The organism is Streptomyces sp. NBC_01017 (assembly GCF_045162795.1).
Classification (GTDB): domain Bacteria; phylum Actinomycetota; class Actinomycetes; order Streptomycetales; family Streptomycetaceae; genus Streptomyces; species Streptomyces machairae.
This window is the reverse complement of record NZ_CP108683.1, coordinates 2,967,655-2,986,830: the sequence shown is the minus strand read 5'-3', so window position 1 is coordinate 2,986,830 and position 19,176 is coordinate 2,967,655. Positions and strand designations below refer to the sequence as shown.

Sequence of the window (19,176 nt, the reverse complement as noted above, 5' to 3'; positions counted from 1 at the left end):
GTGCTCGGGGGAGCGGAAGGCGGTGCGCGGGTGGGCTCGGGAGGGCTGGAGTTGCCCCCTGGTGACGAGGGTCACGAGGGGAACTCCACAGACGTCCCGCCCGGCACGGTGTCCCTGGCCCGGCCGATGGAGACCAACTCCATCGGCCCGGAGCTGGACTGGGACACCGAGGCCTGGCTCGAGGTACGTACGCGCGCCCAGCGGGCCGGCCGGGCCTACATCTGGCTGAACCTCGTCGAACAGCGGCTGCGGGCGGTCGTGGCCGCTGTGCTGCGCCCCATCTACGAACCCGTGCACGGACACGACGACTGGGTGGTTGCGGCGGCCGGACCGGCCGGCCAGGAATGGGTGCAGCGCGCCGTCGCTGTACGCGAAGTCAGCCGCCGCAAGGGCTACTTGCTGGACCCGGCCGACGACAACGTCCTCAGCTTCCTCACCCTGCCGCAGCTGCGCGAGCTGATGGTGCAGCACTGGCCGTGCTTCGAGCCCTACGTCGACGACCGCCGCGACGTCGAACTCGCCCTGGACGAGCTCGAAGTGACCCGGAACGTCGTCTCCCGCAACCGGGCCCTGTCCGAGGCGGTCCTCAACCAGGCCGAACGGGCCTCCGCGCGGCTGCTGGAGACTCTCGGTTCGAGCGGCGACGTCCCGTCCGCGCGCCGGCTGCCCATCGACGCGGTCGAGGACCTGGTCGGCGACCGGTACGCCGACGTGGTCGCCGTGCACTCCGACCGGGTGCGGCTGCTGCGCCAGTTCCCCGCCGAGGACATCTTCGGCGGTGCGCGCAGGCTCGACGCCATCGGTATCGGCCTCAACCTTCTCGTGCAGAACTTCTCCGGACGCCGCCTGGTGCGGCTCGCCGAGTCCGGCTGCCGGGTGCGGCTGCTCTTCCTCAACCCGGCCTCCAGCGCGGTCAAGCGGCGCGAACGCGAACTGGGCATCAAGCGCGGCGAGCTGAGCCGGGCGGTCGAGATGAACATCCTGCACATGCGCCGGGTGCGCTCCCGCCTCCGTGACCCGGGCGCCTTCGAGATCCAGGTCTTCGACGAGACGCCCCGCTTCACGGCCTACCTCGTGGACGGCGACGGCTCCGACGGCATCGCGGTCGTGCAGACCTATCTGCGGCGGATGCGCGGTCTGGAGGCGCCGGTCCTGGTGCTGCGCAACGGCAGCAGGATGGTCAAGTCGGACGAGATCGACGAAGGCGGGCTTTTCCCCACGTACCGCGAGGAGTTCGAGCTTATGTGGGCGGATTCGCGGCCAGTGTCCTGAACTGTCCCAGTGCGGGCCGGTCACGGAATGCGGTCCCGCCGCGGAAGCGGAATGCGGTCCTCTGATTGTCAGTGGCCCATGGGAGGGTGGAGACCACTGGGGGAAAGCACCACCAAGAAGGGGGACCGCCCATGGGCTGGCACCGTGAGCTGCTGATCGGCTTCGACCTGGAGACGACCGGGACGGATCCGCGCGAGGCGCGCATCGTCACCGCGGCCGTGATCGAGGTCAGGGACGGGCAGCCCATAGGGCACAAGGAGTGGCTGGCCGATCCGGGCGTCGAGATCCCGGCGGACGCGGTCGCGGTCCACGGCATCAGCAATGAGCGCGCGGCCGCCGAGGGCCGCCCGGCCGACCAGGTGGCGGACGCCATCGCGGACGTCCTCGCGACGTACTGGAAGACGGGCGTGCCGGTCGTCGCGTACAACGCGGCCTTCGACCTGAGCCTGCTCTCAGCGGAACTGCGGCGGTACGGCCTGCCGTCCCTGAGCGACCGCCTGGGCGGCCCGGCTCCCGCCCCGGTCATCGACCCGTACACCATCGACCGCTGGGCCGACCGCTACCGCCGCGGCAAGCGCAACCTCGAAGCGGTCTGCCGGGAGTACGGCATCGCACTCGACTCCGCGCACGACGCCTCCGCCGACGCCCTCGCCGCGGCCCGTCTGGCCGGCGCGATAGCCGTCCGCCACCCCAAGATCGCGTCCCTCGGCCCGGCGGAGCTGCACCTCCGTCAGATCGAGTGGTACGCCGAGTGGGCGGCGGACTTCCAGAACTTCCTGCGCCGCAAGGGCGACGCGACCGCGGTCGTCGACGGGACGTGGCCCCTGCGGGAGCCGACGGGGGAGCGGGTGGCGGGCGAGACGGTCTGAGGTGCGCTGAGCGCGGGCTGCGGGGGCGAGGGGCGTCAGGCCCGGCGCAGGCCGGTCCTGCATTCCTTCGGCGTCCCGCACGCCGGTGCGGCACGTGACCCCGCAGGAACCGGCGGCGCCTGTGCGACGGCTTGTGTCACTCAGCCGCGGACGCCGACGCGGAGATCCGCTCGACGCGCGGCTTGGCCAGCCGTTCGTAGTCCGCGCCGGAGATGACGAGTGAGCGGTCCAGCCGGGCGGCGTTGAAGTACAGCTTCGGCTGGGCCACGACGTCCGGGTCGGCGACGAGTTCGAGTTCGGGGTCGAAGCTGAACGGCAGGACGGTGCCCGGCACGGCATGGGCCAGCCGCTCCGCGGTCTGGGGGTCGCTGAAGCCGACGTAACGCGCGGCGAACAGCGCCCGGACGGCGTCCAGGTCCACCCGTCGGTCGCCCGGGACGACGGCGAGGACGTGCCGCGTCGTGCGCCGGTCCACCTTGACCCGCAGCACGATGCACTTCGCGGCCTCGGAGGCCGGGTGACCGCGCAGGGCGCAGACGGCCTCGGTGGCGCCTTCCGGCTCATGGTCGATGAGGCGGTAGTCGATGGAGGAGGAGTCGAGCAGAGAGATCAGGTGGTCGTAAGTGTCGTTGGCGTGCTCGGGCATTCGGGGTCCTTGCTGAGGGCGTGGGCGTCGGCGTTGGTGTGGGCTTGGGATGCGGTGAGCGAGGGGTCCGGTGTGCTGCGGTGCGCACGTTCCACAGCCTGACCCCAGTAGGTGCCGGCCACCATGAGGACCGCTCCGAGGCCGGTGAGCGGGGTGAGGTGGTCGCCGCCGAGGGCTACGCCCACCGTGACCGCCCAGACCGGCTCGGTGCCCAGCAGCAGGCTGGCCCGGCTGGCGGAGGTGCGCTGCACGGCCCACGTCTGCGCCAGGAAGGCGAACACACTGCAGAACAGCGCGAGATAGACCAGCTGGGCCCAGGTCGCCGGGTCGGTGTGGACCAGTGCCGGCAGGTCGAGAGCGGCGGCCGGCAGGAACAGGGCCGTGCCGACGAGAGTCTGCACGGTCGTCAGCTGTAGCGGTCGGATCGCGCGCCCGGTGGTGAAGCGGCCGACGAGCGCGACATGCCCGGCCCGGATGACGGCGGCGCCCAGCATCAGCAGGTCGCCGAGGCGGGGCGCGTGGAAGCCGTTGCCGGACATCAGGAGCCCGACGGCCAGGATGCACACCCCGGTCGCGGCGAAGAAGGAGAGGGGCAGTGAGCCGTGGCGTCCGCCGCGGTCGAGGAGCGGGGTGAGGACGATGGTCAGGCTGATGATGAGGCCGGCGTTGGCGGCGCTGGTGTGGGCGACGCCGTACGTCTCCACGAGCAGGACCGCGGCCTGCGTCACCCCGAGGGGCAGACCGGCGCGCAGCTCGGCACGCGTCCATCGGCGCGGGCCGCGCCGCCCGGACGCGACCAGGCCGAGACAGGCGACGGCGGACAGGCCGTAGCGGGCGAAGAGCACCAGCAGCACGGGGAGCGCAGCCGTCGCCGTCTGGGCGGACAGATAGCTGGAGCCCCAGACGAGCGCGACCAGGAGGAGTACCGCATCGGTACGTCGGACATCGGACACGGGCCCACGGTGCACGGAAACGTCCGTGAAGCCCAGTACCACCTTCTAAAACGATCATTTAGCAGCTCTACATCGACGTCCCTACACTGAGGCAATGGACGAACGGCAGCTGCGGATCCTGCGGGAGCTCGGCGAACTGGGCAGTGTCACGGCGGTCGCCGAGGCCTTGTTGGTGACGCCGTCGGCGATCTCCCAGCAGCTACGGCTGCTCCAGCGGGCGATCCCGGTGCCGCTCACCGAGCGGCAGGGGCGGCGCCTGGTGCTCACCGATGCCGGGCAGGCGCTGGCGGGCGCGGCCGTCGAGGTGGAGACGGCGCTGGCGCGCGCCAGGCGCACCGTCGACGACTTCGTCGGGCGGCCGGACGGGGAGGTGTCGGTGGCGGCGTTCCACAGCGCGGGTGCCGCGTTCTTCCCGCTGCTGCTCGGGGCGCTCGTCGCTCCGGGCAAGCCGGTGCCGAGGCTCGCCGACGAGGACGTGCCGCAGGAGGACTTTCCCCGGCTCACCCGGGAGTACGACATCGTCCTCGCCCACCGTCTGGATCACGCCCCGCCCTGGCCGGACACGGTGATCGCGACGACGCTGCTGCGCGAGCCGCTGGACGTGGCCATGCCCGCCGACCATCCCCTGGCCGCCAAGCGCCGTGTCACTCCGCGCGATGTGGCGGACGAGCCATGGATCACGGTGCACGACGGCTTCCCGGTACTGGCGGTCATCGAAGCCATCGCCGCCTCGGTCGGCCGGCGCCTCCATCTGGCGCACCGCATCAACGAGTTCACGGTGGTGGCCGAGGTGGTGGCGGCGGGCGGTGGCATCGCCCTGATGCCACGCTGGACGACGCGCCCCCACCCCGCACTGGCCCTCAGACCGCTCAGCGGCGTCCAGTCCCGACGCCACATCGACGCCTTGTACCGCCCGGAGCGCACGGCCAGATCGGCGGTCCGTACCGTACTGGCCGACCTGGGCAGTGCCGCGCGCCAGATCCGGAGCAGGGAAGCTCCGGCTCGGTGACGCCTGTTGTGCGGGTCGGGCCGGATGGGCCGGATGGGCCGGACGGGCCGGTGCCGGTGCCGGCGGAACCCACAGGGCTGTCGATCACAGCGACCGACGCTCACCAACAGAGCCACTGACGCTCAGAACGGATACCACCGCACAGCCTCATCCCCCTCCCGCAACGAAGCCACCCGCCGTTCGAACTCGGCCAGCGCCTTCGGATTGCTCGGCGCATGCTGTGAAACCCATGCGCAACTCGCCGTCTCCCGGGCTCCGCGCAGCACCGAGCAGCCCTCCCAGTCCCGCACATCCCAGCCGTAGGTCTCGACGAAGGAGTCGTAGGCCGCCGCAGGCAACCCGTACCGATCGCGCGAGAGAGCCATGACCACCAGGTCGTGCTCGCGCAGATCGGCGGAGAAGGTCTCCAGGTCGACCAGGACCGGCCCGTCCGGGCCCACATGGACATTGCGCGGCAGTGCGTCCCCATGGATCGGCCCGGGGGTCAGACGGGGCGTCAGCCCGGCCGCGGCCGCCGCGAATCCGTCCCGCCGCTCCCGCAAGTACGCCGCGTCCGCCGGATCGATCGCGTCGCCGGCCAGCCGCAGCCACCGCTCCACGCCGCCCAGCAGCTCACGGGGCGGCAACTCGAAGGAGGGCGTGGGCAGGGCGTGCACGACCCGTAGCAGTTCGGCCAAATCCCTTGGCTCGGCGGGCCGTACGGGGTCGGGGAGGCGGTGCCACACGGTCACCGGGTGCCCCTCCACCAGCAGCGCCTTGGGCTCGGCCGCCCGCACCGCCGGCACGTCCGCCTCTTCCAGCCACACGGCGATGTCCAGTTCGCGCCGCGCCCGGCCGAGGAGTTCGGCGTCGCGGCCCACCTTGACGACCAGGTCACCGGCGGCGAACACCGCGTTCTCACCCAGGGCGAGCAGTCGCGCGTCCCGGGCCGGACCGGGCAGTACCCCCGCCGTACCCAGTACGTCCCGCGCCCGTGCCTCGTCCATCGTCCGCCTCCATGTGGTCCCGCCTCGCCATGAACGGCGTCGGATTCCCGCCATCCACGGCTCAGTCTCGCATTTCCACAGGTCGGACCGCGTGCGCGCTGTCTTGACGGGGCAGAGCGCGTTCACGACCATGACGGGGCCCGTTCCGAGCAGCGCAAAGGGGCTGATGTGAGGCTGATTCCGTGACATCGGTGACCGAGGCGGACAGGCCGGTGAGACGCGCGCCGGGCGGCAAGCCGCGGCAACGGCGCGTCACGGATCACGGCGCCTGGTTCCTCGTACTCCCCGCGCTGATCCCCATCCTCGTCCTGAGCGTCGGACCGCTCCTCTACGGCATCCTGCTGTCCTTCACCGACGCCCAGTCCGGACGGACCCAGCCCACCCAGTGGATCGGCGGCCTCAACTTCCGGGACCTGCTGGACGACACGCTGTTCTGGGAGTCGTTCCGGATCGGCCTGGTCTGGGCCGTCGGCGTCACCGTGCCGCAGTTCCTGCTGGCGCTGGGCCTCGCCCTCCTCCTCAACGAGGACCTGCGGCTGCGCTGGCTGGCCCGCGCCCTGGCGATCATCCCGTGGGCCATGCCCGAGGTCGTCGTCGGTGTGATGTGGCGGCTGGTCTACAACCCCGACGCGGGCATCCTCAACGAGACCCTGCGCAACCTGGGCCTCGGCGACGGCCGGGACTGGCTCAGCGGGCTCGGCACCGCCCTGCCCGCCGTGATCGTCGTGGGCATCTGGGCCGGGATGCCGACCACGACGGTCGCTCTGCTCGCCGGCCTGCAGAACACCCCGCGCGAACTGCACGAGGCGGCGGCCGTGGACGGCGCAGGCGCCTGGCGTCGCTTCCGCACGGTCACCTGGCCGGCCCTGCGGCCCGTCGCCCTCTCCATCACGGCGCTCAACCTCATCTGGAACTTCAACTCCTTCGCCCTGGTCTACGTGCTCACCAGCGGCGGCCCCGGCGGCCGCACCCGCCTGCCCATGCTCTTCGCCTACGAAGAGGCCTTCCGCTACGGACAGTTCGGCTACGCGGCGGCGATGGGATGCGTGATGGTCGCGGTGATCTCGATCGTCCTCGCCGTCATCCTCGTCGGCCGGATCAGGGGAGGTGACGAGGCATGAGGACCAGCCGAACCGGCCGCGCCGGACAGTATGTCGCCCTGCTCGCGTACCTCCTCTTCCTCGCCTTCCCCTTCCTCTGGCTGATCTCCACCGCCTTCAAACCCCCACGCGAGCTGGGCAGTCTGCACCCCACCTGGATCCCGAAGGACCCCACCCTCGCCAACTTCCGCCAGGCCTTCGACGAACAGCCCCTCCTGGACGCCGCCCTCAACTCCCTGATCGCCGCGCTCGGCGCCGCCCTGATCGCCGTACTGCTCGCGACCCCGATGGCCTACGTCATGGCCCGCAGGCGCACGCCGCTCGCGCGTGCCGCGACCGGCTGGGTGGTCGTCAGCCAGGCGTTCCCGCTCGTGCTGGTGATCATCCCGCTGTTCCTGGTGCTGAAGAACCTGCGGCTGATCAACTCGGTGCCGGGTCTGATCATGGTGTACGTGGTGTGGGCGCTGCCGTTCGCGCTGTGGATGCTCGTCGGATACGTCCGTGCGGTGCCGCCCGAGCTGGAGGAGGCGGCGTCGGTCGACGGGGCCGGGCGCCTCAGGACCCTGGTCTCGGTGACCGCGCCGCTGCTGGCACCCGGGATCGTGGCGACGGCGATGTTCGCGTTCGTCACGGCGTGGAACGAGTTCTTCTTCGCGCTCGTTCTGCTGAAGACCCCGGAGAAGCAGACCCTGCCGGTCGTCCTCACCCACTTCATCGGCGCGGAGGGAGTCGCGGACCTCGGCCCGCTGGCCGCCGCCGCGTTCCTCGCGACGCTGCCCTCGCTGGTCGTGTTCGCGCTCATCCAGCGGCGGATCACGGGCGGCATGCTCGCCGGGGCGGTGAAGAACTGATGCGTACGAGACTGCTGCCGGCTCTGGTCGCCGTCCTGGCCCTGCTGCTCGCAGGATGCGGCGGCGACGACCGCGACGGCGCCGACGACGGACGTGTCACCCTGCGCTTCCAGTCCCTGGCCTGGCAGGAGGAGTCCGTCGAGGTCAACAAGGAGCTGGTGAAGGAGTGGAACGACACCCACCCCGACGTCAAGGTCGAGTATGTCCAGGGCAGTTGGGACAGCGTCCACGACCAGCTGCTCACCTCCTTCGAGGGCGGTGAGGCCCCGGACATCATCCACGACGCCTCGGACGACCTCGCCGACTTCGCCTACGGCGGCTACCTCGCCGACCTGACCGACCTGCTGCCGCAGCGGCTCAAGTCCGACATTCCGCAACGCAGTTGGGACACGGCGACCTTCGGGGACGGGATCTACGGTGTGCCCTTCCTCCAGGAGCCGCGTGTCCTCATCGCCAACGCGAAATGGCTGAAGGAGTCCGGCGTACGGATCCCCACTCCCCAACACCCTTGGACCTGGCCGGAGTTCCGGCGGATCACCGCACAGCTCAGCGGCGACGGCAAGTACGGGGTCGCCTGGCCGCTGAAGGAGCCCGTCTCCGCCAGCCTCAACCTTTCCCTCTCGGCGGGCGGACAGCTGTTTCACCGAGGCGCCGACGGCAAGGTGACCGTCCGCTTCGAGGCGGCCGACGAGGTGATGCCCGGTACCGTCCACGACCAGGTCAACACCGATCGCAGCGCCTCGCCGACCACCCTGGGCAGCGGCGGCTCGGACACCCTGCCCGGCTTCTTCGGCGGCCGGTACGCGATGGTCCCGCTCGGCTTCTCCTACCGTCAGCAGATCGAGCAGCAGGCGCCCAAGGGCTTCGACTGGCAGGTGCTGCCCGCCCCGGCGGGCGCCGACGGACTCACCCAGGGCGTCAGCCCGCAGACCCTGTCCGTCGCCGAGGACAGCCCGCACAAGCAGGAGGCGGCCGCGTTCATCGACTTCCTGCTGCGGCCCGAGAACATGGTCCGGCTGGCGCTGGGCGACTGGATGCTGCCGACCGGTACCGCGGCGCTGAAGGACCCCGCCCTGCACACAAGCGAGAACGACTGGGCCACCGGCACCGCCCTCGCCGCCCATCTGCGCTCGGCACCGGCGCAGTCCGTGCGCGGCTACCCGGAGTGGAAGGACAAGGTCGCCACGCCCGCCTTCCAGGAGTACTACAGCGGAGCCATCGGCGTCGCCGAACTGCGCGACCGCCTGGAGGAGGACGGGAACCTGGTGCTGGCGCGCTACCAGCGCTGACGTAAGCCGTGTCGGCGCCGGGTTGTTGCCGACGTAATTCGGTTGTCCGCGTCTCCCGGCCCTACGCGAGGAGGCGCCGGCAGCGCGGGGCGAGCTGCTCGGTCAACGCGCCCTTTCCTGCACCGACTTCGAGCAGCAGGCGAGATCGACCCACGACTCGTCCCCGCACTGCGCTCGCGCTTCTCGGACACACCCCAAGTCCGCGTCGTCGGAGAGGACTTCCTCACCGCACGAGCCCCGCACGCACCGTTCTCCGTCGCCGGAAACGTGCCCTTCTCCCGCACCGCCGCCATCGTCGACTGGTGCCTGCGGGCACCCGCCCTCACCGACGCCACGCTCCTCACCCAGCTCGAGTACGCCCGCAAACGCACGGGTGACTACGGCAGCTGGACCCTGCTGACGGTCCTGACCTGGCCCCGCCACGAGTGGCGTCTGCTGGGCGGGTCGGGCGGCGCAGCTTCCGTCCCGTGCCCGGCGTGGACGCCGGGATCGTCCGCATCGAGCGGCGCCGCACGCCGCTGCTCGACGCCGGGGCGTACCAGCGCCGGCGGCGACTGGTGGAGCTGGGCTTCTCCGGGGTCGGCGGCTCGCTGCACGCCTCGCTGCGCCGGGCGCACCCGAGGCGGCGGGTCGACGCGGCGTTGCGCAGGGCGGGCCTCGACACGACCGTGCTCGTCGGCGGGGTGCCGCCGGGGGAGTGGCTGAGGCTGCACGAGGTGCCGGCCCCGTGAAACAGAGTTGCACGAGACGTATCGTCTCGCATATCGTCGGTGTCATGACCAGTCCCGCTCACATCGCCATGTTCTCCATCGCCGCCCACGGGCATGTGAACCCCAGCCTCGAAGTGATCCGCGAGCTGGTGGCACGCGGGCACCGGGTCACGTACGCGATTCCGCCGGCCTTCGCCGAGAAGGTGGCCGGGACGGGCGCCGAGCCCAAGCTCTGGAACTCCACGCTGCCCGGGCCGGACGCAGACCCGGAGGCCTGGGGGAGCACCCTGCTGGACAACGTCGAGCCGTTCCTCGCCGACGCGATCCAGGCCCTTCCGCAGCTGATCGAGGCATATCGGGGAGACGAGCCGGACCTCGTCCTGCACGACATCACCTCGTACCCGGCACGCGTCCTCGCCCACCGATGGGGCGTGCCCGCGATCTCGCTCTCGCCGAACCTCGTCGCCTGGGAAGGCTACGAGGAAGAGGTCGCCGAGCCGATGTGGGCGGAGCCGAAGCAGACCGAGCGCGGGCAGGCCTACTACCGCCGCTTCCGCACATGGCTGGAGGAGAACGGCATCACCCAGCACCCGGATCCGTTCGCCGGCCGGCCCGACCGCTCGCTCGTCCTCATCCCGCGGGCCTTGCAGCCCAACGCCGACCGCGTCGACGAGACGGCATACACCTTCGTCGGCGCCTGCCAGGGCGACCGGGCGGCCGAGGGCGACTGGCAGCGGCCCGACGGCGCCGAGAAGGTCGTACTCGTCTCCCTCGGGTCGTCCTTCACCAAGCAGCCCGCCTTCTACCGGGAGTGCGTGCGCGCCTTCGGTGAACTGCCGGGCTGGCACCTGGTGCTCCAGGTCGGCAGGCACGTCGACCCGGCCGAGCTGGGAGACCTGCCGCCGAACGTCGAAGTGCGCTCCTGGGTCCCGCAGTTGGCGATCCTGAAGCAGGCCGACCTGTTCGTCACCCACGCCGGCGCCGGCGGCAGCCAGGAGGGCCTGGCCACGGCCACCCCGATGATCGCCGTACCGCAGGCCGTGGACCAGTTCGGCAACGCGGACATGCTCCAGGAGCTGGGCGTCGCCCGGCACATCGCGACGGAGGATGCCACGGCCGAGGTCCTGCGCGAGACCGCCCTGGCCCTCGTCGGCGACCCCGAGGTCGCCCGGCGTCTGAAGGACGTCCAGGCGCAGATGGCGGGGGAGGGCGGCACCAAGCAGGCTGCGGACCTGATCGAGGCGGAGCTGGCCGCCGTACGGGAGACCCGCAAGGACGGCTGACAAACGCAGGGCCCGTCGACTCCCCCGGAGTCGACGGGCCCCACTCGTACGTCAGGCGGATCGGACAGGCACCCGCTCGCCCTCGTCGTCCCGAGCCGCACTTCGCGTCACGGCCTCCGGCGCCTCGTCGTGCGTGAGGTCCGGCAGGCGGTTCAGCCACTTCGGGAAGTACCAGTTGCGCTCGCCGAGAAGTGCCATGACCGCCGGGAGCAGGACGCCCCGGATGATCGTCGCGTCGATGAGGACCGCCGCCGCGAGGCCGACGCCCATCTGCTTCATGGACTGCATCGACAGCGTGCCGAAGATCGCGAACACGGCGACCATGATGACCGCGGCGCTGGTGACGACGCCGGCCGTGGTGACCACGCCGTGCTGGATCGCGTCCCTCGTCGTACGGCCCCGCAGGCGTGCCTCACGGATCCGCGAGACCACGAACACGTGGTAGTCCATCGACAGGCCGAACAGGATCACGAAGAGGAACAGCGGCAGCCAGGTGATGATGGCGCCGACGCCCTCCGCACCCACCAGCGACGCGCCCCAGCCGTGCTGGAAGACGGCGACGAGGATGCCGTACGCCGCGCCCACCGACAGCAGGTTCAGCACGATCGAGGTGATCGCGATCGTCAGCGAGCGGAAGGACAGCAGCATCAGCCCGAAGGCGAAGACCACGACGAACGCGAAGACGGGGATGACCGCTCCGGCCAGCTGGTCGTTGAAGTCCTTCGAACCGGCGACCTGCCCGGTGATCGGCGCCTCGACGCCGTCGACCCCGCCGAGCGTGGCAGGCCGCACGTCGTCGCGCAGCTTGTCCAGGCTGGCGCCCGCCTTGTCGAGGTCGGAGCCGCCGACCAGCGGAACGTACACGAAGGCGACGTTCTGCTCGTCGTGCAGCTTGATCTCGACCGGGCCGCGCGAGGCACCCGAACTGATCGCCCGCTCACGGAAGTCGGCCAGTGCGGACTTCACCTCGGGTGCGTTGATGTCGTCCGCCTTGACGACCACCTCGGCCGGCTCGGAACCGCCCGGGAAGGCGTCGTTGACCCGGTTGTACGTCTGCACGATCGGCAGCGAGTCGCCGAACTCCTGGTCCAGCGTGAGGTTCTGCGTCTTCATGCCGACCGCCGGTGCCGCGATGGCGAGCAGCGCGCCGGCCGCGACGACGACCGAGATCACCGGCCGGGCAAGAACGCCCTTGAGCACGGCCGTCCAGAACCGGCTCTCGCGGTTGCCCTGCCCACGGTTGCGGCGGAGCTTGCTCTGCGGGTGCAGGAAGGGGATCTTGCCCTTCTCGACCCGCTCACCCAGCAGCGACAGCAGCGCCGGAAGCACCGTCACCGAGCCGACCATGGCGACCGCGACGACCATCAGCGAGGCCAGGCCCATCGCCTCGAACTCGGCGAGGCCGGTGAACAGCATGCCCGCCATCGCCACGCACACCGTGACGCCCGAGACGATGATCGCGCGGCCGCTGGTGGCGGCGGCGACCCGAAGGGCGGTCTGCGCGTCCCGGCCGGCCTCGCGCTCCTCGCGCTCACGGCGCAGGTAGAACAGGCAGTAGTCGACGCCGACGGCCAGACCGACCAGCAGCATCACCGAGTTCGCGGTGTCGCTCATCGGCATCACATGGCTGACGATGCCCATCAGGCCCATCGTCGCCATGATCGCGGTGACCGCCAGCAGCACCGGCAGCAGGGCCGCCACCAGCGCACCGAAGGCGATGAGCAGAATGCCGAGGGCCACCGGCACCGCGGAGTACTCGGCCTTCTGGAAGTCGTCCCCGAACGCGTCGTCGAACGTCTTCATCATGCTGGCGCCGCCGATCTCCTCGATCCGCAGCGACTCATGGTCCTTCTGGACGTCCTCGACAGCCTTCAGCACCGGCTCCACACGCTCACCCGCGGTGTCCGAGTCGCCGCGGATGTCGAACTGCACCAGCGCGCTGCGCCCGTCCTTCGAGATCGTCTGCGTGTCGTACGGCGATGTCACGTCCGTGACCTTGCCGGTGCCCTCGACCGCCTTGACGACCGCGGTGACGGCGGTCCGGAACTCGCTGTCGGTCGCCTGGAGCGAACCGTCCTTCGCCTGGATCAGGACGGTCTCACTGGCCGGCTCCTCGATCCCGGCGTCCTCGATGATCTTGGCGGCGGTGTGCGTCTCGCCCTTCAGCTGGTCGCTGTCCTTGACATCGACCCGGCCGGCCGCCGAACCGAGGCCCATTGCCAGCACGACGAACAGCACCCAGATGCCGACGGCAGCCCATCGATGGCGGGCGCTCCAGCCGCCGGCGCGGGCGGCGAGGCCCCGCACACGTATGTCTCCGTTCCCCATGACGGGCTTGCCCCCTTGATTGCGGTGGCGGCCCCCTGCCGCCTCCTTTCGTTTCGAAGGTATGGGCCGGATAAAGCCATCTCGTCGTGCTGCTCGGTGAAAGGCAGAGGCCAGAACTCATCCCCTTGGCCCGTGGGTCCTCCCCACTGGGGAGGATGGGCGCCCCTTACATCTATCCGGCGGTGTCGGGGATGACGATCAGGGCCGAAAAGCTTGTGCTCGATGCTGACCGGTAAGTAACTTACGGGTCCGGGCCGCCGTCGTGCCCACCCCCACGGGGCACGAAGGCGGCCTCGGCACACCCGGTCGTCCTAAGGTGGCCGGATGACGACGTATGCGGCGCTGCTGCGCGGAATCAACGTGGGCGGCAGCAGAAAAGTCCCGATGGCCGACCTGCGCACCCTGATGACCGGCCTCGGTTACGACGGCGTACGCACCTACCTCCAGAGCGGTCAGGCGGTCTTCGCCACCGGCCACGGCGACGAGGAGTCCCTGGCCGTGGAGCTCGCGTCGGCGATCGAGAAGCAGTTCGGCTTCCCCGTGGACGTGATCGTGCGCGACCACGCCTACCTCCGGGCGATCGCCGACAACTGCCCGTTCCCCGCAGCCGAGTTGGAAGCCAAGCAGCTTCACGTCACCTACTGCTCCGCCCCGGTCGCCGCCGAGCGGTTCGCGGAGATCGACCAGGCCGCCTACCTCCCGGAGGAGTTCCGCCTCGGCGACCGCGCGGTGTACCTGTACGCCCCGAACGGCCTGGGCCGCTCCAAGCTCGCCGAAATTCTGTCGCGGCCCCGGCTCAACAAGGGTTTGATCGCCACGAGCCGCAACTGGAACACGGTCGCGAAACTTGTGGAGATGACCAGTGACTGACGTCCGGGCCACCGCCGTGGAATCCGCCATCGAACGCGAACTGCGCCTTCTTCAACCGGAGGTCCGCTCCTCCCCGGAACTGCTCGCCGAGCTGCTGCACCCGCAGTTCCGGGAGTTCGGGGCCTCGGGGCGGGACTGGGACCGGATGTCGATCATCGAGGCCCTGATCGCGGGCGAGGAGCCCGGACCCCGACCTGCCGTCGTCTCCCGGATGGAGGGCGTCCAGCTGGCTCCCGACGTGGTCCACCTGACCTTCGACACGGAGAACAACGGAAGCCGGGCGCACCGCAGTTCACTCTGGCGGCGGACCGACGACGGCTGGCAGATGTACTTCCACCAGGGAACGCCGTTCAGCCCCGAGGGGGAGTGACCATGCGCTACGTCATCATCGGGGCAGGAGCCGTCGGCGGCGTCATAGGCGGACGGCTCGCAGGCGCAGGGCACGAGGTCGTGCTGGTCGCCCGGGGCGCCCACTTCGAGGCCCTACGGGACCGCGGCCTGCGCCTCAGGGTGCCCGAGGGCGAGCTGACCCATCGGCTGCCGGTCGTCGACGGACCGTCCGCGCTCGGGGAACTCCGCCCCGACGACGTCCTCGTCCTCGCCGTGAAGACGCAGGACAGCGCGGCCGCGCTGCAGACGTGGGGACCCGCACCGGTCGCGGGCGGCAGAACGGCCGCCGAGCGGCTGCCCCTGATCTGCGCGCAGAACGGCGTCGAGAGCCAGCGCCTCGCCCTGCGGGTGTTCCGGCGGGTTTACGGCGTCTGCGTATGGCTGCCCTCGACATACGTCGAACCCGGCGTCGTCTCAGCGGCCGGCAGCCCCCTCACCGGCATCCTCCACCTCGGCCGCCACCCCCATGGCACTGATGACACCGCCCGCCTCATCGCCGCCGACCTGGAGAAGTCGCACTTCGAGGCACCGGTCGTCGCGGACGTGGCGCGCTGGCAGTACGCCAAGTTGCTGTCCAACCTCGGCAACGCCCTGGAGGCGGTGACCGGCCCCGTCGACAGCGAGGAGGCCGCGGCGCTGTTCCGGCGGGTGCGGGCCGAGGGCGCGGCCGTGCTCGACGCCGCGGGGATCCCGTGCGTGAGCGCCGAGGAGCAGCGCGCCGCACGGGGCGACAAGGTCACCCTCGTCCCCCTCGACGGTGCCCCGCGCGGCGGCGGCTCGTCCTGGCAGTCCCTGACCCGGGGTACCGGCACCATCGAGGCCGACTACCTCAACGGCGAGATCGCCCTGCTGGGCCGTCTGCACGGCGTACCGACCCCACTGAACGACCTCCTCCAACGCCTCGCCAACACGTTCGCGCGCGAGCGACGGGCGCCGGGGTCGATGCCGGTGGGGGAGTTGGTGCGGCTGGCCGAGGAGGCAGCGGTCCAGGTATCGGGCGAGGACGAGGCCGTCGGGCTCTTCGGCTGAGGGCCGGCTCAGGCGCCCACGGCCGCGAGCACCGGCACCCGCGCCGCGTCGTACCGCTCCAGCAGCACCCGCGCCACCTCGGGTGCTGCGCCGAGCACGTCCGCCAGGACGTCCGCGTCGGCCGCGCCCCGCGCGATGCGGTCGGGGAGGAAGCCGGGCGCCAGGACGTACGGCGCCACGGCCACCCGCTCGCAGCCGAGTTCCCGCAGCTCGCGCACCGCGTCCTCGGTGCGGGGAAGAGATGCGGAGGCGAACGCAGGCCGCACGGCGCACCAACCGGTGTGCCGCCACTCCCGCGCGATTTCTGCGATCACTGCGATCGCCTCCGGGTCGGTGGACCCCGCCGAGGCCAGTACGACCCCGGTCGAGGACTTGTCGGCGGGCGTCAGACCCGCCTCGTACAGACGCCGTTCCAACGCGGCCATGAGCAGCGGCGACGGGCCCAGCACCTCCGCCTGGCGGATCCGCAGCCGGGGCGGCGCGTCCCGCAGCACCGCGGGGATGTCGGCCTTCGCGTGGAACGCACGCGTCAGCAGCAGGGGCAGGGCCACGACGTCCCGGACGCCCTCCGCCGCCAACGACTCCAGCACCCCCTGCACGGACGGGATGTTGAAGTCCAGGAAGCCGGTCTCCACCCGTACGTCCGGGCGCAGCGAGCGCACGCGCCGCACCAGGGCATGCACCGTCGCGGCGTGCCGCGGGTCGCGGCTGCCGTGGGCGATGACGAGAAGAACCGGCTTCGTGAACACAGGCGTCAGCTCCTTGGCAGCAGACCGCGGCTGCGCAGCACCGACCGCTCCAGTGGGCTGAAGATGAGGAGGTCGATGGCGATGCCGACGATCAGGATGAGGAGGATGGCGAAGAAGACCATGGACATGGAGCTGGTGTTGCGGCCGTTCTCCAGCAGCTGGCCCAGGCCCACTCCGAGGTCGGGGGAGGAGGCGATGATCTCGGCGGCCATGAGTGAGCGCCAGGAGAAGGCCCAGCCCTGCTTCAGTCCTGCCAGGTAGCCGGGCAGCGCGGCCGGCATCACGATGTGCCAGGTGCCCTTGAGCCCGGTCGCGCCCATCGTGCGGCCCGCCCGCAGGAACAGCGGTGGCACCTGGTCGACCCCCGACACGAGGCCGTTGGCGATGGAGGGGACCGCGCCGAGCAGGATCACCGCGAACATCATCTTGTCGTTCAGCCCGAGCCAGATCACCGCGGGCGGCACCCAGGCGACGGAGGGCAGGGACTGCAGGCCGGACAGGATCGGTCCGATCGCCGCCCGCACGAACCGCACCCGCGCCACCAGCAGACCGAGCGGGGTGCCGATCGCGAGGGCGAGGAGGAAGCCGAGCAGGCCGCGTGAGACGGATGTCCAGATGTATGCGTGGAGGGTGCCCTCAAGCCATGCCTCGCGCAGCTCGCCCCACACCTCGGACGGTGAGGGCAGCTTCGTCGGGTCGTCCGCGATGCCGGTGGAGATCAGAAGCTGCCAGACCACCAGCACCAGGGCGATGGCCGCGATGGGCGGCAGGATCTTCTGCGTCAGGGTCTTCCGGAACGGCGTCCGGCCCGTCTGGACCGTCTCCAGGGCGTCCAGGCCGGCTTCGAGTCCGGCGAGATCGTTGCCGTCCTTGACGGTCGTCTCAGTGCTGGCCATGACGGCGGATCTCCCCACGCAGTTCTTCGGTGATCTCGACGGACAGCTCGGCGACCGCGGTGTCCTCGATACGGCGCGGGTGCGGGATGTCCACGGTCCATTCCCGGGCGACCCGTCCGGGGCGTGAGGACAGCAGCACCACACGCTGGGCGAGACGGACCGCCTCACGCACGTTGTGCGTGACGAACAGGACGGACACGCCCGTCTCGCGCCAGATGCGGGTCAGTTCGTCGTGCAGGACGTCCCGGGTGATGGCGTCGAGTGCGGCGAACGGCTCGTCCATCAGCAGCAGCTTGCTGTCCTGGGCGAGCGCGCGGGCCAGGGCGACCCGCTGGCGCATGCCGCCGGACAGCTCGTGCACCCGCTTGCCGTACGCGCCCTTCAACCGGACGAGTTCGAGGAGTTCCTCGGCGCGCTCGCGCCGCTCGTTCTTGGCGACGCCCCTGAGCTTGAGGGCGAGTTCGATGTTCTTGCCCGCGGTCAGCCACGGGAACAGGGCGTGTTCCTGGAACATCAGTGCCGGGCGGCCGTCGGTGGTGATGCCGCCGGCGCTGGGCTTGTCGAGTCCGGCGACGAGGTTGAGCAGTGTCGACTTGCCGCAGCCGGATGCGCCGAGGAGGGTGACGAACTCGCCGGGGGCGACATCGAGGGTGATGTCGTCGAGGACGAGCTGCTGCCCGGCGGGACCGGCGAAGGACTTCGAGACATGCTCGATACGCGCGGCGTGCTCCACGGTCGTAACCGTGTCGGCGGCCTTGGCGAGGGCGGTTGCCATGGTCGTCACCTCCTGTGAACTCATCGGGTGCGGTGGTTACTTGGCGCCGAGGCCGGCGTCGTCGACTTCGGGCTCGCCCTCGGCCTTGAGGACCTTGTTCAGTGGGGCCAGGTCGTAGATGCCGGTCAGGTCCGGCTTCTGCAGCAGGCCCGCCTTGACTGCGTGCTCGGCCTCGGTGTTGAGGGTGGCGGCGAGCGGGTCGTCGGTGACCTGGATGGACTGCCATGCCGGGTCGAGCACGTCGGCGGGCAGCGGCTTGCCGGTGTCGGCCTTCAGCTGCGCGTTCGCCGCGGCCTTCGCCCGCTCCGGGTTGGCGTCGATCCACTTGTTCGTCTTCACCGAGGCACGCAGCACGGCCTCCACGGCCTTGGGGTGTTCCTTCAGGAAGCTCTGCGACACGATCACGTTCGTGATCACGAACTTCTTGTCCGGCCACAGGTCGGCCTCGTCCAGGAGCACCTTGCCGCCCTCGGCGACCAGCTTGGACGCGGTCGGCTCCGGCACCCACGCACCGTCGATCGAGCCGGACTTGTAGGCATCCGGGGTGATCTTGTTGTCGGTGCGGACGACCGAGACGTCACCCTGGCCGCTCTCCGCGTCGACGTTCCAGCCCTGCTCGGAGATCCAGTTGAGGAACGCGACGTCCTGCGTGTTGCCGAGCTGCGGCGTCGCGATCTTCTTGCCCTTGACGTCCTTCAGGGACTTGACCTTCTCCGGGTTGACCACGAGCTTCACCCCGCCGGAGGCCGAGCCGGAGATGACCCGCAGGTTCTTCCCGCCCGACTTGATGTAGCCGTTGATCGCAGGCGACGGGCCGATCCAGCCGATGTCGATGGAGCCGGAGTTCAGCGCCTCGATCTCCGACGGCCCGGCGTTGAACGTGGCGTACTCCGCCGTCGTACCGCCGAGCTCCTTCTGGAACATGTCCTGGTGCCGGCCGACCAGCGCGGTGGCGTGGGTGAGGTTCCCGAAGTAGCCGATCTTCACCGAGTCCAGGCCGTCGACCTTCGGCGCCCCCGCAATCGCCTGCTCGGTGTTCTCCTTGGCCTGCGAGCCGTAGCCGCAGGCCGCGAGCGCCAGCAGCGGCAGCGTGGCCAGGACGGCGAGGGTCCGTCGCAGGGCGGGGGTGGCAGGCACGGGAGGTGTTCCTCTCGGTGGCCCGGCGCTCACG

At 70.7% G+C, this 19,176-nt stretch carries 17 protein-coding genes and 2 pseudogenes; 11 read left to right on the top strand and 8 right to left on the bottom strand.

Features of this window, described 5'->3' with window-relative positions:
• Nucleotides 1–30 precede the first annotated feature (30 nt).
• Together OG331_RS13775 and OG331_RS13770 are read left to right on the top strand one after the other, a co-directional pair.
• Complete coding sequence (locus OG331_RS13775; RefSeq protein ID WP_406210001.1) at nucleotides 31–1,272, top strand: SAV2148 family HEPN domain-containing protein; 1,242 nt, start codon at nucleotides 31–33, stop codon at nucleotides 1,270–1,272.
• A 131-nt stretch (nucleotides 1,273–1,403) separates the two neighbouring features.
• The gene (locus tag OG331_RS13770; protein ID WP_406195683.1) at nucleotides 1,404–2,141 is read left to right on the top strand and encodes a 3'-5' exonuclease; all 738 of its coding nucleotides are present in this window, start codon (nucleotides 1,404–1,406) and stop codon (nucleotides 2,139–2,141) included.
• A 136-nt stretch (nucleotides 2,142–2,277) separates the two neighbouring features.
• On the opposite strand, the gene OG331_RS13765 is transcribed toward OG331_RS13770, so the two are convergent.
• Both OG331_RS13765 and OG331_RS13760 read right to left on the bottom strand, forming a co-directional pair.
• A complete protein-coding gene (locus OG331_RS13765) occupies nucleotides 2,278–2,787 on the bottom strand; it encodes a YbaK/EbsC family protein (RefSeq protein ID WP_406195681.1) in 510 nt (169 codons plus the stop codon).
• The gene (locus tag OG331_RS13760) at nucleotides 2,751–3,740 is read right to left on the bottom strand and encodes a DMT family transporter (RefSeq protein ID WP_406195679.1); all 990 of its coding nucleotides are present in this window, start codon (nucleotides 3,738–3,740) and stop codon (nucleotides 2,751–2,753) included. Before OG331_RS13760 ends, OG331_RS13765 begins: the two co-directional genes overlap by 37 nt.
• A gap of 94 nt (nucleotides 3,741–3,834) precedes the next feature.
• Between OG331_RS13760 and OG331_RS13755 the strand changes: the two genes are divergently transcribed.
• Entirely contained in the window at nucleotides 3,835–4,749 is a 915-nt protein-coding gene (locus OG331_RS13755; RefSeq protein ID WP_406195676.1) for a LysR family transcriptional regulator, read from the top strand.
• A 122-nt stretch (nucleotides 4,750–4,871) separates the two neighbouring features.
• Here OG331_RS13755 and OG331_RS13750 read toward each other — a convergent pair whose 3' ends face one another.
• The gene (locus tag OG331_RS13750; protein WP_406195673.1) at nucleotides 4,872–5,735 is read right to left on the bottom strand and encodes a phosphotransferase enzyme family protein; all 864 of its coding nucleotides are present in this window, start codon (nucleotides 5,733–5,735) and stop codon (nucleotides 4,872–4,874) included.
• A 182-nt stretch (nucleotides 5,736–5,917) separates the two neighbouring features.
• Here OG331_RS13750 and OG331_RS13745 point away from each other — a divergent pair, with 182 nt between their 5' ends.
• From OG331_RS13745 to mgt, 5 genes and pseudogenes are all read left to right on the top strand, one after another.
• Nucleotides 5,918–6,856, top strand: coding sequence for a carbohydrate ABC transporter permease (locus OG331_RS13745; RefSeq protein WP_406195671.1), 939 nt, complete (start codon nucleotides 5,918–5,920; stop codon nucleotides 6,854–6,856).
• Nucleotides 6,853–7,686, top strand: a complete 834-nt coding sequence (locus OG331_RS13740; RefSeq protein ID WP_406195669.1) for a carbohydrate ABC transporter permease — start codon at nucleotides 6,853–6,855, stop codon at nucleotides 7,684–7,686. The genes OG331_RS13745 and OG331_RS13740 overlap by 4 nt, the downstream gene beginning before the upstream one ends.
• A complete protein-coding gene (locus OG331_RS13735) occupies nucleotides 7,686–8,975 on the top strand; it encodes an ABC transporter substrate-binding protein (protein WP_406195667.1) in 1,290 nt (429 codons plus the stop codon). The genes OG331_RS13740 and OG331_RS13735 overlap by 1 nt, the downstream gene beginning before the upstream one ends.
• A gap of 42 nt (nucleotides 8,976–9,017) precedes the next feature.
• Nucleotides 9,018–9,706, top strand: a pseudogene (locus OG331_RS13730) (rRNA adenine N(6)-methyltransferase family protein).
• Nucleotides 9,707–9,713: 7 nt separating this feature from the next.
• Nucleotides 9,714–10,968: pseudogene (gene mgt, locus OG331_RS13725) on the top strand (macrolide-inactivating glycosyltransferase).
• 51 nt (nucleotides 10,969–11,019) lie between these two features.
• On the opposite strand, the gene OG331_RS13720 reads toward mgt, so the two are convergent.
• On the bottom strand, nucleotides 11,020–13,296 hold the full coding sequence (locus OG331_RS13720; protein WP_406195665.1) for an MMPL family transporter: 2,277 nt from the start codon (nucleotides 13,294–13,296) through the stop codon (nucleotides 11,020–11,022).
• 324 nt (nucleotides 13,297–13,620) lie between these two features.
• On the opposite strand from OG331_RS13720, the gene OG331_RS13715 reads away from it, so the two are divergent.
• Genes OG331_RS13715 through OG331_RS13705 form a run of 3 tightly spaced genes read left to right on the top strand, consistent with a single transcriptional unit; the run spans nucleotide 13,621 to nucleotide 15,585 of the window.
• Nucleotides 13,621–14,166 carry a DUF1697 domain-containing protein gene (locus OG331_RS13715; protein WP_406195662.1) on the top strand — a complete coding sequence of 182 codons (546 nt, stop codon included), beginning with the start codon at nucleotides 13,621–13,623 and terminating at the stop codon, nucleotides 14,164–14,166.
• A complete protein-coding gene (locus OG331_RS13710; RefSeq protein ID WP_406195660.1) occupies nucleotides 14,159–14,536 on the top strand; it encodes a DUF4440 domain-containing protein in 378 nt (125 codons plus the stop codon). The genes OG331_RS13715 and OG331_RS13710 overlap by 8 nt, the downstream gene beginning before the upstream one ends.
• Before the next feature lie 2 nt (nucleotides 14,537–14,538).
• Nucleotides 14,539–15,585, top strand: a complete 1,047-nt coding sequence (locus tag OG331_RS13705; protein ID WP_406195657.1) for a ketopantoate reductase family protein — start codon at nucleotides 14,539–14,541, stop codon at nucleotides 15,583–15,585.
• 8 nt (nucleotides 15,586–15,593) lie between these two features.
• Here OG331_RS13705 and OG331_RS13700 read toward each other — a convergent pair whose 3' ends face one another.
• Genes OG331_RS13700 through OG331_RS13685 form a run of 4 tightly spaced genes read right to left on the bottom strand, consistent with a single transcriptional unit; the run spans nucleotide 15,594 to nucleotide 19,142 of the window.
• Nucleotides 15,594–16,334: a sirohydrochlorin chelatase gene (locus OG331_RS13700; protein ID WP_365057522.1), complete on the bottom strand. Its 741-nt coding sequence runs from the start codon at nucleotides 16,332–16,334 to the stop codon at nucleotides 15,594–15,596.
• Nucleotides 16,335–16,339: 5 nt separating this feature from the next.
• Complete coding sequence (locus OG331_RS13695) at nucleotides 16,340–17,230, bottom strand: ABC transporter permease (protein ID WP_406195655.1); 891 nt, start codon at nucleotides 17,228–17,230, stop codon at nucleotides 16,340–16,342.
• Nucleotides 17,217–18,005: an ABC transporter ATP-binding protein gene (locus OG331_RS13690; protein ID WP_406195653.1), complete on the bottom strand. Its 789-nt coding sequence runs from the start codon at nucleotides 18,003–18,005 to the stop codon at nucleotides 17,217–17,219. Before OG331_RS13690 ends, OG331_RS13695 begins: the two co-directional genes overlap by 14 nt.
• A gap of 36 nt (nucleotides 18,006–18,041) precedes the next feature.
• Nucleotides 18,042–19,142: an aliphatic sulfonate ABC transporter substrate-binding protein gene (locus OG331_RS13685; protein ID WP_406195651.1), complete on the bottom strand. Its 1,101-nt coding sequence runs from the start codon at nucleotides 19,140–19,142 to the stop codon at nucleotides 18,042–18,044.
• Nucleotides 19,143–19,176 lie beyond the last annotated feature (34 nt).